Origin of the sequence: Photobacterium sp. SKA34 (assembly GCF_000153325.1) — a bacterium.
In the GTDB taxonomy this organism is placed as follows: domain Bacteria; phylum Pseudomonadota; class Gammaproteobacteria; order Enterobacterales; family Vibrionaceae; genus Photobacterium.
Map to the genome: position 1 here is coordinate 82,406 of NZ_CH724145.1, position 15,051 is coordinate 97,456.

The 15,051-nt window shown below is 39.7% G+C and carries 15 protein-coding genes and 1 pseudogene; 8 read left to right on the forward strand and 8 right to left on the reverse strand.

The features are described 5' to 3' along the window. The 8 genes and pseudogenes from SKA34_RS18830 to gmhB form a co-directional block, all read right to left on the reverse strand. The coding region (locus tag SKA34_RS18830) for an ABC transporter substrate-binding protein (RefSeq protein ID WP_006647103.1) at nt 1–1,035 on the reverse strand (1,035 nt) is incomplete at its 3' end. 52 nt (nt 1,036–1,087) lie between these two features. Beyond that, on the reverse strand, nt 1,088–1,924 hold the full coding sequence (locus tag SKA34_RS18835) for an ABC transporter ATP-binding protein (protein WP_006647104.1): 837 nt from the start codon (nt 1,922–1,924) through the stop codon (nt 1,088–1,090). Between the two features lie 33 nt (nt 1,925–1,957). After that, complete coding sequence (locus tag SKA34_RS18840) at nt 1,958–2,824, reverse strand: ABC transporter ATP-binding protein (RefSeq protein ID WP_006647105.1); 867 nt, start codon at nt 2,822–2,824, stop codon at nt 1,958–1,960. A 14-nt stretch (nt 2,825–2,838) separates the two neighbouring features. Beyond that, nucleotides 2,839–4,692, reverse strand: a pseudogene (locus SKA34_RS18845) (extracellular solute-binding protein). Between the two features lie 25 nt (nt 4,693–4,717). Beyond that, the gene (locus SKA34_RS18850) at nt 4,718–5,761 is read right to left on the reverse strand and encodes an ABC transporter permease (RefSeq protein ID WP_006647108.1); all 1,044 of its coding nucleotides are present in this window, start codon (nt 5,759–5,761) and stop codon (nt 4,718–4,720) included. Between the two features lies 1 nt (nt 5,762). After that, nucleotides 5,763–6,788, reverse strand: coding sequence for an ABC transporter permease subunit (locus tag SKA34_RS18855; RefSeq protein ID WP_039860923.1), 1,026 nt, complete (start codon nt 6,786–6,788; stop codon nt 5,763–5,765). Nucleotides 6,789–6,978: 190 nt separating this feature from the next. Then, nucleotides 6,979–7,194: a hypothetical protein gene (locus SKA34_RS18860; protein ID WP_006647110.1), complete on the reverse strand. Its 216-nt coding sequence runs from the start codon at nt 7,192–7,194 to the stop codon at nt 6,979–6,981. Nucleotides 7,195–7,409: 215 nt separating this feature from the next. Next, on the reverse strand, nt 7,410–7,964 hold the full coding sequence (gmhB, locus tag SKA34_RS18865; protein ID WP_006647111.1) for a D-glycero-beta-D-manno-heptose 1,7-bisphosphate 7-phosphatase: 555 nt from the start codon (nt 7,962–7,964) through the stop codon (nt 7,410–7,412). Between the two features lie 261 nt (nt 7,965–8,225). On the opposite strand from gmhB, the gene metN reads away from it, so the two are divergent. The 8 genes from metN to SKA34_RS18905 all read left to right on the forward strand — a co-directional run bounded on the left by metN (nt 8,226) and on the right by SKA34_RS18905 (nt 15,013). After that, nucleotides 8,226–9,260 (forward strand): methionine ABC transporter ATP-binding protein MetN, encoded by a 1,035-nt coding sequence (gene metN / locus SKA34_RS18870; protein ID WP_006647112.1) that lies wholly within the window; start codon nt 8,226–8,228, stop codon nt 9,258–9,260. Further along, entirely contained in the window at nt 9,250–9,936 is a 687-nt protein-coding gene (locus SKA34_RS18875; protein ID WP_006647113.1) for a methionine ABC transporter permease, read from the forward strand. Before metN ends, SKA34_RS18875 begins: the two co-directional genes overlap by 11 nt. A 40-nt stretch (nt 9,937–9,976) precedes the next feature. Then, entirely contained in the window at nt 9,977–10,792 is an 816-nt protein-coding gene (locus SKA34_RS18880; protein WP_006647114.1) for a MetQ/NlpA family lipoprotein, read from the forward strand. 103 nt (nt 10,793–10,895) lie between these two features. Next, nucleotides 10,896–11,597, forward strand: coding sequence for a tRNA (N6-threonylcarbamoyladenosine(37)-N6)-methyltransferase TrmO (tsaA, locus tag SKA34_RS18885; RefSeq protein ID WP_006647115.1), 702 nt, complete (start codon nt 10,896–10,898; stop codon nt 11,595–11,597). A 126-nt stretch (nt 11,598–11,723) separates the two neighbouring features. Further along, nucleotides 11,724–13,439: a proline--tRNA ligase gene (locus tag SKA34_RS18890; protein ID WP_006647116.1), complete on the forward strand. Its 1,716-nt coding sequence runs from the start codon at nt 11,724–11,726 to the stop codon at nt 13,437–13,439. A gap of 193 nt (nt 13,440–13,632) precedes the next feature. Next, nucleotides 13,633–14,490 carry a GGDEF domain-containing protein gene (locus tag SKA34_RS18895; RefSeq protein WP_006647117.1) on the forward strand — a complete coding sequence of 286 codons (858 nt, stop codon included), beginning with the start codon at nt 13,633–13,635 and terminating at the stop codon, nt 14,488–14,490. A 128-nt stretch (nt 14,491–14,618) separates the two neighbouring features. After that, nucleotides 14,619–14,825 (forward strand): YaeP family protein, encoded by a 207-nt coding sequence (locus SKA34_RS18900; protein WP_006647118.1) that lies wholly within the window; start codon nt 14,619–14,621, stop codon nt 14,823–14,825. Continuing rightward, complete coding sequence (locus tag SKA34_RS18905) at nt 14,825–15,013, forward strand: DUF4250 domain-containing protein (protein WP_006647119.1); 189 nt, start codon at nt 14,825–14,827, stop codon at nt 15,011–15,013. Before SKA34_RS18900 ends, SKA34_RS18905 begins: the two co-directional genes overlap by 1 nt. Nucleotides 15,014–15,051: the final 38 nt, after the last annotated feature.

Below are 15,051 nucleotides of genomic sequence, written 5' to 3' on the forward strand. Positions count from 1 at the left end.
AATATCTAAAGCATATGCAATACCAGTTCGAATGTGGATATTATCAAGCAAGGGTTTATCGGTATTTAACCAAAAACTTCCAGCCCCAAGTTCAGGCTCGCTGTATCCCCAAAATTTGTGAATATAACCATTTTTAAAAGGCTTGCTATCTGACTTTTCATGCCACAGCTCGGGACGACGCCCTAAATAAAATATATCTAGGTCACCTTTTTGAAAGTGCTTAAAGGCTATATCGCTATCACGAATAACTTTGATCCTAATTTTTTCTACATTATATCGCCCTTTATAATAGCGATTACCGTATCCCCACCAGTCTTCACCAACATGCTCCATGGTAATGGATTTACCTTTTTTGATCTTACCTACATGATATGCACCCAGTGTAGGTTCTGCTTTAAAGTTGAAACGACGAACGAAGTCATCATCAACACCATCGTTATTTTCATCTTTGGTCGGTGTATAAAAATGCTCAGGTCGAGGCTTTAAGCCATGAATACCATACAGCAGATCTGCTTGATCTTTCTCAGTGGCAAAAACAATCTCCAAAGTATGCTCATCAAGCGCAGTGATACGTTCAAAATATTCAGAATAAAATGTGTTGTACCAAGGATCGACAATATCCTTTGAAAGATAAAACTTAAGCATGTAAATATAATCAGATGCTTTGAGAGGCTTTCCATCTGACCATTTGGCATCTGGGTTTAACTTTACATAAATAGTCTTTTTGTCTTCACCAAAGGCACAGTGCGTTGCAAGATCAGGAATATATTTTTGTGTGCCAGGGTGGCGTTGCAGTAATTGCGGTTGCCCATCTAATAACCAAACACGAAACTCGCCGTTACCATCAGGCCCAACGGTTCGAAATGTTTGCGGAAAACTAGAAATATGGGTTCGCAACGTTCCTCCAAATATGGCATCAGGTGACGCAAAAAGAGGCTCATTATTATTCGTAATCCACTCAACTTTTGCAGGTAACTCCGCCCACGATAAAGTAGGTAATAAGACTGCTGTAGCCGTTAAAATCTGTCTAATCATCGTTCATCCTTGAGCATTGCTTTCAATCACACTTTATTCGACATCATAACGATTAAGCGACGCCAGCTTTTTTTTCGTTATGCCTTTTTCTCTTTCTATATTTGGGGTGTGTGATTGGAATCGCTGATAGTAACGTTTTGGTGTACTCGGCCTGTGGGTTCGCATAAATATCTTTTGCTTTCCCCATTTCTACAACTTTACCGAAATACATCACGACAAGGTTATCTGAAATATGTTTAACAACGGATAGATCGTGAGAGATAAAGATAATGGCTAGATTCATCTCTTTTTGTAACTGCAGCAATAAATTTAAAATCTGCGCTTGTACTGATACATCAAGAGCAGATACGGACTCGTCACAAATAAGTAATTTAGGTTTGAGTGCAATCGCTCTTGCAATGCCAATGCGTTGACGTTGACCACCAGAAAACTCATGAGGATAACGATTGACTGAAGATTCCGGTAACCCCACTTTAACCAGTAATTCCTTAACCCACGTTTTTCGTTCTTCAGGCGTACCTATTTTATGGATAACAAAAGGCTCTTCTAAGATCATGCCAATGGTATGACGCTGGTTTAGTGACTCCATTGGATCTTGAAAGACAATTTGCATGTATTTTCGAAGTGGTCTCATTGCCTTGGTTGATAAATCAGTAATGTCTTTGCCTTCAAAAAAGATTCTTCCTTCTGTCGGTTCAAACAATTTGAGAATAGTTCGACCTAATGTGCTTTTCCCACAACCTGACTCCCCTACAAGGCCGAGTGTTTCTCCCCGTGAAACTGAAAAGGAAACACCATCTACCGCTTTTATAGTGTAGCCTTTTTTGAAAATTCCTTTACCTGAAACAAAGTGCTGCTTGAGGTTTTCAATCCTTAAAATCTCTGACATAACATCACCTTTATATTAGATTATGAACGCACCCTAACCCTTAAACTCTGGAAACAAGGTGATATCAATCGGTTTGATTTCTATCGGTTGTTTAGGCTCACTATCAAGACTAGGCATCAATCCCATTAAGCGTTCGGTATAAGGATGTTGAGGGTTATCAAATAGATCAAATATCTCGGCATATTCGACAACCTTTCCCCCATACATCACAGCAACTTCATCACAAATTTCTGCCACAACACCTAAGTCATGCGTAATAAAAATCATGGCCATACCGGTTTCTTCTTGAAGTTCATTCATTAACTCAAGAATAGACGCTTGTACCGTTACATCGAGTGCGGTTGTCGGCTCATCACATATAAGTATGTCAGGTTTACAGGCCAGCGCCATGGCAATCATGACTCGTTGGCGCATCCCTCCAGATAAATTATGTGGATACTCGTTAAAGCGTTTTTCTGGATAAGGGATCTTTACCTTATCTAACATTTCAACAGAATAGGCAGTCCGCTGCGATTTATCGAGATCAGGACGATGCAGTTCCAACACTTCATTGAGCTGTCGCCCAATGGTATGAACGGGGTTTAATGCCGTCATTGGATCCTGAAAGATGATCGAGATTTTATTGCCACGCATGGCATACATTTCTTCTGCAGGCAAGGTAACCAAATCTGTGCCGCGGTACAAAATCTGACCTTTGGTTATTTGTCCATACGGTTTGGGTAATAAACCCATTATAGACATCGAAGTAACGCTTTTACCGCAGCCAGATTCTCCAACTAACCCAAGCGTTCTTCCTTTGTAAACATCAAAATTCACACCATAAAGAATTTTTACCACGCCATCATCTGTCGAGAATTCAGTCTCTAAATCACGTACGCTTAAAATGATCTCATCCTGCATCATTCACCCCTACGTTATGGCTTATAGCTATCATCGATAATGACTACAGGATCAAAAGATTCACCCTTTTTCATTGCTGTTTTGGTTTCTTTTTTCAAATTTGAATTAATCCAGAATGTTCCCAATGTTAAATACCCGCCATTAGAGAAAAGAAAATCCGTATCTTTCGTCATGACTGGCGAAGGAAATTGCATCCAGCGCCAATAAGCTTCACGTGTGAAAGGAGCCATGTAGCCCGGTACTATTACATAGGCATCTGAAACCATTTTCTGAATATCATGGGAAATACTTTGTTTTTTCTTAGTATCAAATTCGGAAATATAGGCAGCGATCTTTTTATCCATTTCTGGAGAACGATAATTAGTGTGGTTATTGGTTTGAGACTTTGCGTTTACCGAGTGTAAATATTCCCAATAAGCAGGAATTTTACCGCCCCCCATCGTAAGATAAGCTAATTCATGTTTCTTTTCTAAGATATATTTGAACGCAGACGAGCCATCAATTAGATTCAGTGTTAACTCTAACCCTGCCTGTTTTGCCTGCTCTTTTAGATATGCGAGACGAGGCGTTCGTGCTGGGCGACTATAAGTAACAGCAAACGACAAGCGTTGACCTTCATCATTAATTCGAATGCCATCAGCACCTACTTTTGAAAAGCCTGCCTTTTCAAAGTAAGTAATAGCTTTTTCTGGCTCAAACGTTGGTGGAATTCGGGTCGGACTGTCGAAACCACCATGCCCCGTACCAAGACCATGCGGTTTACGAAGATAATCACCACGTAATACATTTTTGATCAAACCATCATAATCGGTTGCATAGGTAATTCCCTTACGAATATTCAAATCATCCAGTAAAGGTTTAGCTGTATTCATCCACAACCCACCAGCGCCCTGAACCGCTTCGTTGTAACCCCATAACTTATGGATGTACCCATTTTGATAAGCTTTCGTATTAGACTTTTCATGCCATAATTCAGGCTGAGCAAGAATGAATGAGTCTAAATCCCCTTTCTCGAAGTGCTTTTTAGCAATATCTTGATCGCGGATCACTTTAATACGGATCTTATCGACGTTATAACGATTTTTATAATAGCGATTGTTGTATCCCCACCACTCATCACCGACATGTTTAAAGGTAATGCTTTTCCCTTTTTTAACTTTATCTACGTAATAAGGCCCTGTTGTTGGCTCTGTTTTAAAGTTGTATTTACGAACAAAGTTATCGTCCATACCATCATTGTTTTCATCTTTTACTGAAGCAAAATAATGTACTGGACGGGGCTGTACACCATTACTTGGAAGAGACATCATGTAAAGTAATTCATCATCACTCTTCGCAACTTTTGAGGTAATAACAATGGTGTAATCATCAATTTTTTCAACACTTTCTATATGATTGATAAAAAAGTCATTATACCAAGGGTCAATAATATCTTTAGAACGGTAGTACTTAAGCATGAAGAGGTAATCCTCTGCTGTTACTTTTTTTCCGTCACTCCAACGCGCATTCGGATCTAATTTGAAATATACCTATTTATGATCATCACCAAATGCCCATTCAGTCGCTAATTGCGGAATCCACTCACCAGTGGTCGGGTGAAGTTGAACTAACTTAGGTGCTTCATCCATAAAATATTGACGAAGTCCTGAGTTAGCATCAGGCCCAACACTTCGTAACGTTTGAGGGAAGCTACGCATAAACGTACGATATGTTCCACCACGCTTAGCATCTGGAGAAGCAAATAAAGGCTCATCAAGATTTGTTACCCATGCAATGTCTGACGGTAGCTGAACTGCAAATGTATTGGGACTGATTGCCACCATTGAAAGCGCTATAAAAGTAAGCGCGCTGTATTTATTATTTTTCATATAACATCCTTGTTTCGCTATGCGACTAAACGTAACGAGTAAATCTTTTTGGATCAAAAGCAGCACGAATGGCTTCGCCAATGAAAGTAACCATCACTAACACCAGCACGATTGATGTTACAACTGAGGTCACAATCCATGGTGAATCCAGGTTAGATTTACCTTGCTGTAAAAGCTCCCCCCAACTTGGGGTTGGTGGCATTAAACCTAATCCTAAATAATCTAATGCCGTTAATGCGGTGATATTTGCAGCAATAGTAAAGGGCGCTAATGTCACTATCATCACCATCGTATTGGGTAATATATGGTTAAATAGAATCCTACCCGTTGAAGCACCTAATGCTTTAGCTGCCATAACATATTCACGCGCAGACTCTTTATAAGTCATGGTACGCATATACCAAGTCATGCCCATCCAACCAAATAAAACGTTGATAGCAACAAACAAGGTAAAGGTTGGTTGAGTGATGGAAACTAAAATCATAATGACATAAAGAAAAGGAACCATTGACCAGATTTCAATTAAACGTTGGACGAATAAATCAAACTTTCCCCCAAAAAAACCCATTGCGCATCCTACTGCTGTTCCAATCGCGTAAGAAATAGCCATGGTTAATAGTGCAAATCCCATTGCGATACGAAAGCCGTATGCCAAACGCGCTAAGATATCTCGCCCAATAATGTCAGTACCTAAATAATGTTTATTGTCGAAGCTTGGTGGATTTGGCGGGTAATCGCCTGAAAAGTCTTGCTCATAGGCATTCCATGGCACTAAAGGCATAATAACGAAATTGTCTCCGCCCTCTTCTTCAAATGTTTTTTGAAGCAGACGGTAATCAGCCTCACTTGCTGTACCTTGACCAAAGTCCTGACCCAGTCGAACATCGGAAAACACAGGAAAACTATAATTCCCATTGTATTTCACGACCAGCGCTTTATTGTTAATGAGTAGCTCAGCAAATAATGAAAGCGAGAGTAATGCCGCTAAGATAATGAATGACCAATAGCCACGCTTAATCTCTTTGAAACGTTTGATCTTCTTTTGTGTTAATGGGTTAATTTTCAACACATTAGGCTCCAAATTTCACGCGAGGGTCGACCAAAGCAACACAAATATCTGACACGATATTGCCAACCAATAACATTGCAGCATTAATTGCGACAATCCCCATAACGACGGGGTAATCACGCTCCATGATCGACTCATAGCCTAATAAACCAATCCCATCAATATTGAAAATAACTTCAATTAGAAACGATCCAGTCATAAAGAATAATAAGGAATTACCAAAATGACTCGCAATCGGGATTAAACTATTTCGTAAAGCATGCTTTCTTACCGCACGCTTAAAAGGTAATCCTTTCGCGATCGCTGTTCGGATATAATCTGACGACAAATTCTCCATGAGATTATTTTTCATCGTCATCGTTAACGTTGCAAAATCACCAATCAAGTAACAAATTAACGGTAGTATCGCGTGCCACATGATGTCTTTAAAGCGCTCGAAAAAGTTTTCATAATCTTCATAGTCATCACTGGCAAAGCCCCCCATTGGTGTCCATTCCAGGTGATAACTAAATAAAGTAATAAGGAGTACACCAACAACATAACCGGGTAAGGCATAGCCGACGAAGATGAGAATAGAAGAGGAGGAATCAAACAACGAGCCATGTTTCAATGCTTTGTAGTAGCCTAGAGGAATAGAAATAAAGTAACTAATAAAGAACGTCATACCACCATAAAATAATGAAACAGGTAAACGCTCTGCAATCATCTCAGAAACAGGTTCGTAATAACGAGTAGACTCACCTAAGTCTAACTGCACGAGACGAAATAACCATTCTGTATATGCTTCCATCACTGGCTTATCGAGCCCATAAAACGCATTAAGCTCAGCCATTTGCTCTTCCGATAAAGCAGAGTTTCCGCCAGCAGAAGATATAGTTGCGCCACCATCACCTTGTGCTTGCATATTTGCTAACATACGCTCAACAGAGCCACCAGGCACAAAGCGAGTAATAGCAAAAATTAAAACCGTAATACCAAGAAAAGTAGGGATCACAAGCGCCATTCGGCGTAAAAAATACGAAAAAATGTCTTAACTGACTCCCTGTTAATTCATACTGGTGATAATATACCCAACGATACTAATTTACATTTTAGTAACTTAGTAACTTAGTAACTTAGTAACTTAGTAACTTAGTAACTTCACATTTAATGCGCTGGTTCATCCTGAACAAGCAACACCACTCACCAAACAGCATATCTCAATATAAATATTCAACTTAGATGCAATTACTTAAGGATAGACTCAACTCAGCGGCATATTCCTGATCAATTAAAGTGGCTACATTTACTTGCTGATCTGCAATTTGATGAAATTGAGCAATATACCAATCACCACTCTCATTTTGTTCATTCGCACTAGTACTAAACGAGCTCACAACACTTATTGAAATTACAACCGTTTTTATAGCATTGATAAGTACACGCCATATCATGAATAAATCCCTCTAAAAAGTATTGATAAATCTATCCATTCTATTATCTGCAGAAATTGTACCAATCTTAATAATGTGATTATTTCTGATATTTATCCAAAAAACGGGCTTAGTTAGTCTATTTACTAAGCTAAATAGTTAACATTTCGTTAAAACTACCACTTATAGAAACAAAAAAGGCCGTTTAATAACGACCTTTATGTAAGCACTCATTTCTATTGAGTCATTAACCATTCTGGAACATCAGCAATACTGTCTAACACCACGTTTGCTAACGCTTCACCTTCATCAGTGACTGGCTTACCTGTCCTTACAAGTACTTTTAAAGCAACGTCAGCAGCAATAGCTGCTTTCATGTCATCCGCTTTATCACCAATCATCACAGACTGTGACATATCGATTTTCAAAAAGTCGCGTGCTGAAATAAACATACCTGGTTTTGGTTTACGGCAATCACAATCTTGCAAGTAATCACCTTGCCCTTTTGATGCATGGTGTGGGCAGTAATAAATACCATCAAATTCAACGCCATTATCAACAAAATTCCAGTCCATCCACTCTGTTAATGAAGTAAATTCATCTTCACTAAACATACCGCGAGCGATACCAGATTGGTTAGTCACCAATACGAGTAGATAACCCATTTCTTTGAATTTTTTACATGCTTCAAATACACCTTCAATGTATTCGAAATCATCAACGGTATGTACATAGCCGTGATCAACATTAATCACGCCATCACGGTCAATAAAGACTGCTGGTTTGGCCAAAAGGGTAGCCCTCTTAAATCATAAATTTTTTAGATTATGGCACGAGTTAATTATGAAAAGTACTCGTTATTGATTAATGCTTACAAGATAGCCATTTGGACGTCTAGAAGTAAAAATAGCTATTGACAGTTTTTATAATAGAACATAGCATCATCATTTCAGGTTGATTACTTATTTAACCCTAATAAAACAAATAACCATAAATTTATACAATGGTTTTTCAAGATCATACAATAGTTTTATCTAGGAGCAGGACGTTCAATGATAGAAATAAAGCAACTCAATAAAGTCTTCTATCAAGGTGATAAGGCTATAAACGCATTAAGCGATATAAACCTAACTATTAAGCAAGGTACTATCTTTGGTGTTATTGGCTCATCCGGTGCAGGGAAAAGTACCCTCATTCGCTGCGTTAATTTGTTAGAACGCCCTTCTAATGGTCAAGTGATTGTCGATGGTATCGATCTTACTACTCTGTCGAACCAAAAGCTCACTTTGGCTCGTCGCAAAATCGGCATGATTTTCCAACATTTTAATCTACTTTCATCTCGCACAGTTTTTGATAATGTTGCTTTGCCTCTTGAGTTAGCCAATACCAATAAAGCGACAATAAAAACAAAAGTGACAGAGTTACTGGCTTTAGTCGGTCTTGAGGATAAACACCAAAGCTACCCAGCAAATTTAAGTGGCGGTCAAAAACAGCGTGTTGCGATAGCACGTGCGTTAGCTTCTGATCCAAAAGTACTTCTGTGTGATGAAGCTACCAGCGCATTAGATCCTGCCACCACACATTCTATTCTTGAGCTACTGCAAGAAATTAACCGAAAGCTAAACCTAACTATTTTGCTTATTACCCATGAAATGGATGTAGTGAAACGTATCTGTAGTGAGGTGGCGATTATTGGTGACGGTAAATTAGTTGAGCAAGGATCGGTCGGTGATATTTTCTCACACCCAAAAACCGAATTAGCCAAAGACTTTATTCGTTCAACATTGGATTTGTCGATTCCAGCTGATTACCAAGCTCGTATGACGCTAACACAAGTTGAAAACTCATTCCCTCTCATTCGTTTAGAGTTCACTGGTGCTTCTGTTGATGCGCCACTGATCAGCCAAGTCACACGTAAGTTTGGTTTAGATATAAGTATTCTTAGTTCGGATATGGATTATGCGGGAGGAGTAAAATTTGGACTGATGTTAGCAGAATTTTTTGGTGATCAAGATTCTGTTGAAAATGCTGTCCATTTTCTACGTCAAAATAAAGTGAATGTTGAGGTGCTTGGCTATGTCGCTTAATAATTTAACACTATGGTGGCAACAAAATACCCGCCTGATTGATTTACTAATTGAAGCATTAGGACAGACATTAACCATGGTGTTTGTGTCAGGGCTGATTGGTTTTGTTATTGGTATTCCTTTGGGTGTCACCCTTCATTTAACGAAGAAAAATGGCCTGTTAGAGAATACTACCGTTAATAATATCCTTGGCATCATCGTTAATATTGGACGCTCTATTCCTTTTATTATTCTACTGGTTGCGATTATTCCATTTACCCGATTTGTTGTTGGTAGCTCAATTGGTACAGCTGCGGCAATAGTTCCTCTTGCTGTTGGTGCTATCCCTTTTATTGCTCGTTTAGTTGAAGGGGCACTATTAGAAATCCCATCAGGCTTAGTTGAAGCAGCGCAATCTATGGGAGCTACCCCACTCCAAATTATTAAAAAAGTATTATTGCCTGAAGCACTACCCGGCATCATCAATGCGGTAACGATCACCCTTGTTACTCTAGTCAGTTATTCCGCGATGGCGGGGACTGTTGGTGGGGGCGGTTTAGGTGATGTGGGTATTCGTTACGGTTACCAACGTTTCGATGGCACCGTTATGGCTATCACCGTAGTCGTTCTAATAGTACTGGTACAAATTATTCAATCTGTTGGTGATCATCTCGTAAAACGTGTTGATCATCGATAATCACACACTTTAAGGAAAACCCCATTTTAAGGAGAATTGTATGGCGTTTAATCTAAAACATGTTTTTGCTCTTGCAGGTGTTGCTGCAGCACTATCACTGACAGGCTGTGGTGAAAAAGAAGCTGTCGTTGATAACAATAAAGTAAAAATTGGCGTCATGGCAGGAGCCGAAGAGCAAGTGGCAGAAGTTGCCGCTAAGCAGGCTAAAGAGAAATACGGCTTAGATGTCGAGTTGGTCTCATTTACCGATTACGTATCACCGAATGCTGCGTTAGAAGAAGGTTCTATTGATGCTAATGCTTTCCAACATAAGCCATATCTTGATCAGCAAATTAAGGATCGCGGTTATAAGTTTGCGGTAGCTGGGAATACTTTTGTTTACCCAATCGCAGGTTACTCAAACTCAATTAAATCTGTTGATGAGCTAAAAGACGGCGATAAAGTTGCGGTACCAAACGATCCAACCAACCTTGGTCGTTCATTATTACTACTTCAACAGCAAGGCCTAATTAAACTAAAAGATGGTTCAGGTTTAACTGCAACAGTATTAGACATTGTTGAAAACCCGAAAAACCTGAAGATTGTTGAGCTAGAAGCGGCACAATTACCACGCTCTTTAGATGATGTGGCACTGGCTGTTATTAACACAACTTACGCAAGTAGCATCAACTTAACGCCTGAGCGCGACGGTGTGTTTGTAGAAGATAAAGAATCACCATATGTGAACCTTATCGTCTCTCGTACAGACAATGTTGATGCAGAGAATGTGAAGAAATTTGTTCAAGCGTACCAATCTGAAGATGTATATAACTCTGCGAAAAACATCTTTAATGGTGGTGTTGTAAAAGGTTGGTAACCGCTACTTTCTACTAACCATGTACTTATCGGGTAGGTCTCAGCACCTACCCTTTTTTATGTTATATTCTGAACTCTTTTGACTTCTTAGTTGGCTTCATTCCATGTCTTATAACATCGAACCTATCGGCATTATCCACTCCCCTTATAAAGAAAAGTTTGCTGTTCCTCGGCAGCCAGGATTGGTGCCGAGTGCGCGTTCTGAAATTGTTTTGCAAGGTGCTGCAAATTCAATGGAAGCGGTAAGAGGCTTAGAGCAATTTAGTCATTTGTGGTTATTATTTTTATTTGATCAGAATTTAGAAGCCGGATGGCGCTCAACCGTTAGACCGCCTCGATTGGGTGGAAATGAACGTATTGGTGTGTTTGCCAGCCGTGCCACATTCCGCCCAAATGGGATTGGTATGTCAGCGGTCGAATTAAAAGGGGTTCGTCATGAAAACGGCAATGTGATCATTGAACTTGGTGGTGTCGATTTAGTTAATGGCACCCCAATTGTTGATATAAAGCCTTATATCCCTTATTCCGATAGTTTATCCCAAGCACAAGGCGGCTTTGCTTCAAGCACACCGGATCTAATGCCAGTGTGTTTTAGCGAAACAGCGCTCAACCAACTACCATCAAAAAACAAAGCCTATTACCAAACAGTGATCAGCGAAGTATTATCTCAAGATCCTCGCCCTGCTTATAGGAAAGGTAAACCCGATCCTAAACAATATGCAGTACATTTGTTTGATTTTAATGTTCACTTCTCAATAACTGAACAACAAATAACCGTTAATCAGATCGAGAAAGTTAATCAATAGCAGATCTTATACAGTTCTCTTTGGCGAATAACGTGTAGGCTGGTAATATATTCGGCTATCGTCAGATCACTGACGGGCGGGATTTATTCCTTCTTTTTTAATTTAATTAATCAACGGATACCATCAATGCGTACCAGTAACTATCTTCTTTCTACTCTGAAGGAGACTCCAAACGACGCAGAAATCATCAGCCACCAGTTGATGCTTCGTGCAGGTATGATCCGTAAGCTGGCTTCAGGTCTATATGCCTGGCTACCTACAGGTCTGCGTGTTCTGCGTAAGGTCGAAAACATCGTTCGCCAAGAAATCGACAATGCAGGCGCAATCGAAACCTTGATGCCCGTTGTTCAGCCGTTCGAACTATGGGAAGAAACAGGTCGCTCAGAAAAAATGGGCCCTGAACTACTTCGCTTTACTGACCGTCACGCGCGTCCGTTTGTACTTAGTCCAACAGCTGAAGAAGTTTTCACTAGCTTGGTACGTAACGAAGTAAACTCTTACAAGCAACTTCCGTTGAACTTGTACCAAATTCAAACAAAATTCCGTGATGAGCGCCGCCCTCGTTTTGGCGTAATGCGTGCCCGTGAGTTTTGCATGATGGATGCTTACAGCTTTGACATCGACAAAGAAGGCTTACAAAAGTCTTACGATGCAATGCACGATGCATACTGTAAAGCGTTCGATCGCATGGGTCTTGAGTACCGCCCAGTATTAGCAGATTCTGGCGCTATCGGTGGTAGTGGCTCTCAAGAGTTCCACGTACTAGCTGAAAGTGGTGAAGATTTAATCGCATTCTCTACAGAGTCTGATTATGCAGCTAATATCGAAAAAGCAGAAGCATTAGCTCCTGCTCACAATAATGCTGAACCAACAGTTGAACTGTCTGTTATCGATACACCAAATGCGAAAACTATCGATGAGTTAGTTGAGCAACACGGTATTGCTATCGAGAAAACGATCAAGACGCTATTTGTTAAAGCTTCTGATGAGATCGATGCGCCTATCGTGGCTCTGTTAGTTCGTGGTGATCACGAATTAAACGAAATTAAAGCAGAAAACCTAGACTGGATTACTTCTCCACTGGAAATGGCAACAGAAGAAGAAATTCGTCAGTTCGTTAATGCTGGTCCTGGTTCACTAGGTCCTGTTGGGTTAGAGCTACCTGTTATTGTTGACCGAACTGTCGCTGTAATGAGTGACTTTGCCGCAGGTGCAAACATCGATGGTAAACACCATGTTGGTATCAACTGGGGTCGCGACGTTGAACTAGGTCGCGTTGAAGATCTACGTAACGTTGTTGAAGGTGATCTTAGCCCATGTGGTAAAGGTACACTGCAACTTAAGCGTGGCATTGAAGTAGGTCACATCTTCCAATTGGGTAATGCTTATTCTGAGAAGATGAACTGTGGTGTGCTAGATGCTAACGGTAAAAACGCAATTCTAGAAATGGGTTGTTACGGTATTGGTGTATCACGTGTTGTGGCATCAGCTATCGAACAAAACCATGACGAAAACGGTATTATCTGGCCTGATGCTCTTGCACCATTCCACGTTTCTATTGTTCCTATGAACATGGCGAAATCAGAAGAAGTAAAAGAAGCGGCAGAAAAGCTATATGCCGATCTAACTGCTGCAGGTATTGAAGTACTGTTTGATGATCGTAAAGAGCGCCCAGGTGTAATGTTTGCAGATCACGAACTACTGGGTATTCCACATACTATCGTTATTGGAAACCGTAGCCTTGAAAACGGTGAGATGGAATATAAAAACCGTCGCACAGGTATCAAAGAAGCCGTTGCTGTAAATGATGTTGTTACGTTTCTTAAGCAAAAAATGGCTTAAGTAAAAAGTTAATAACACATTGAAAAAGCTGTCATTATGGCAGCTTTTTTTCTATTCCTTATTAAAAAAAACATTTTACTCACTCCCATTTTTTTATGTAACAGTAAATATCTGTTGCAATCTTGCCGTTATCATTGATCTGCTCAAAATATGCCCTATAGTGACAAATCAAATAGTTATTGATCTTGTCGTAATGGAACACGCTTTATTTAACCGATCTCATTCCTCATCTTCCCCTAAGCTAAAGCAAAAACCTTTAGCTGCAGATCAACGTCTGTTGATCCTGCAAAAACTTCAAGGGAAACTGGAGATCCAAGCGTTATTTCAACCTCTCTGTAGGGAGCTAGATAAACAAATTGATATCGCTCGTTTAGTCTGGACCCTTGATGAAACCACAACATTGATCCGCCAAGGACAATCGACCCCTCATCAAAACAGCTTTGCTTTACGCTTTGGTGATAACTCTTTAGGTTCACTGCATTATTCCACTCTTTATCCATTAGATAATGACGAAATAAGCTTATTACATACCTACCACCGTTTATTTGCAGGCCCTCTATTTAATGCGATTGAATATCAAAAAGTAAAACATATGGCACTGAAAGATAAACTTTCAGGTCTATGTAATCGAATGTGTTTTGAGCAAGATATTCATCATGCTATTGCGATGAGCGAAAAACGAGATGTGGAGTTGGTACTGTTTATTTGTGACTTAGATAATTTTAAACAAGTGAATGATAACTTTGGTCATCTTGATGGCGACAAAGTTATTAAAGATTTTGCTAATGCATTGAAGTTTGCAACCCGCACCTCAGATCGTTGTTATCGCATAGGAGGTGATGAGTTTATTATCTTGCTTCAACCTGCTAGTGATCGCTCTGAAATAAAAGTAGCATCACGGATCAACCAATATATTCAACAAAGCCCAATCTTAGGTATTTTAAATATTGGATTTTCCTATGGCACAGCGATCTTTAATCAAGGTGACTCTATGCTGTCTTTGATTGAACGCGCTGATCGTAAACTCTATCAACACAAGCGCAATAAATAATCATTCCGTTGTTCTAAAAGCATAACTACTACGTTTTTACATTGTTTAACGCTATGATGCCTATGACATTTGAGAGTATTCAAATAGATATTGTTATCTCTTTGAATATTTTCTACAAAGGGCTAATTATGCAAGTTTATCAATGTGGTGAGCTTATCCGTGCGACCTATGCACAAATTGGAAGTGGCGATCAAGGTTATATTCCTGCGGCTATTACCTGTGCAATTAAAACCTTCAATGATATTGCCGAAGATACTAATTTACCGCTTGAAGTCCGTGAGCGTGCAGCCTTTGCTGCTGCGAACTTATTAATCAGTGATCATGAGGACAAATAATGGATTTATCTAAATTTGAAAGCATGGATCCCATCATGTTAATGAGTATTGTAAACATGAAGATCCGTGATGATTTCCAAGATCTCGATGAACTCGTTAAATTCTATGATATTGATCGCCAAAAGCTGATCGATAAACTTGCGAGTGCTGGGTTTGAATACTTACCAGAAGCAAAACAATTTCGATAAAAAAACGGAAGCTTAAAGCTTCCGTTTTTATTTATGGG